This window comes from Streptomyces sp. SS8 (assembly GCF_054072955.1).
In genome coordinates, this window is the sequence record NZ_JBSVCZ010000071.1 from 1 (window position 1) to 455 (window position 455).

General features: G+C 68.8%; 1 protein-coding gene. It reads right to left on the reverse strand.

Features of this window, described 5'->3' with window-relative positions:
• A partial coding sequence (locus ACW69E_RS27760; protein ID WP_457501037.1) for an ATP-binding protein occupies positions 1 to 455 on the reverse strand: 455 nt, incomplete at both ends.

Here is a 455-nt window from a genome sequence, read left to right on the forward strand (position 1 = left end):
CGGTGGCGGCGAAGACCTCCTCGGGGGTGGCGCCGGCCCGGATGGCGGCCATGACCGTGTTGATCCGGCCGTCGGTGGGACGGGCCGCCTCACGCAGCAGCTCCTCCTTCTCCCCCACCGGGGTGGTGAAGTCGAACTGGCTGCCGGTCTTCTCCAGCGACCGCAGCGCCTTCTGAAGAGCCTCGGGGAAGTTGCGGCCGATGGCCATCGCCTCACCCACCGACTTCATCGTGGTGGTGAGCGTGGCATCGGCGGCCGGGAACTTCTCGAACGCGAACCGCGGGACCTTGACCACCACATAGTCCAGCGTCGGCTCGAAGGACGCCGGCGTCTGCTCGGTGATGTCGTTGGGAATCTCATCCAGGGTGTAGCCCACGGCCAGCCTGGCGGCGATCTTGGCGATCGGGAAACCGGTGGCCTTGGACGCCAGCGCCGAGGAACGCGACACCCGCGGG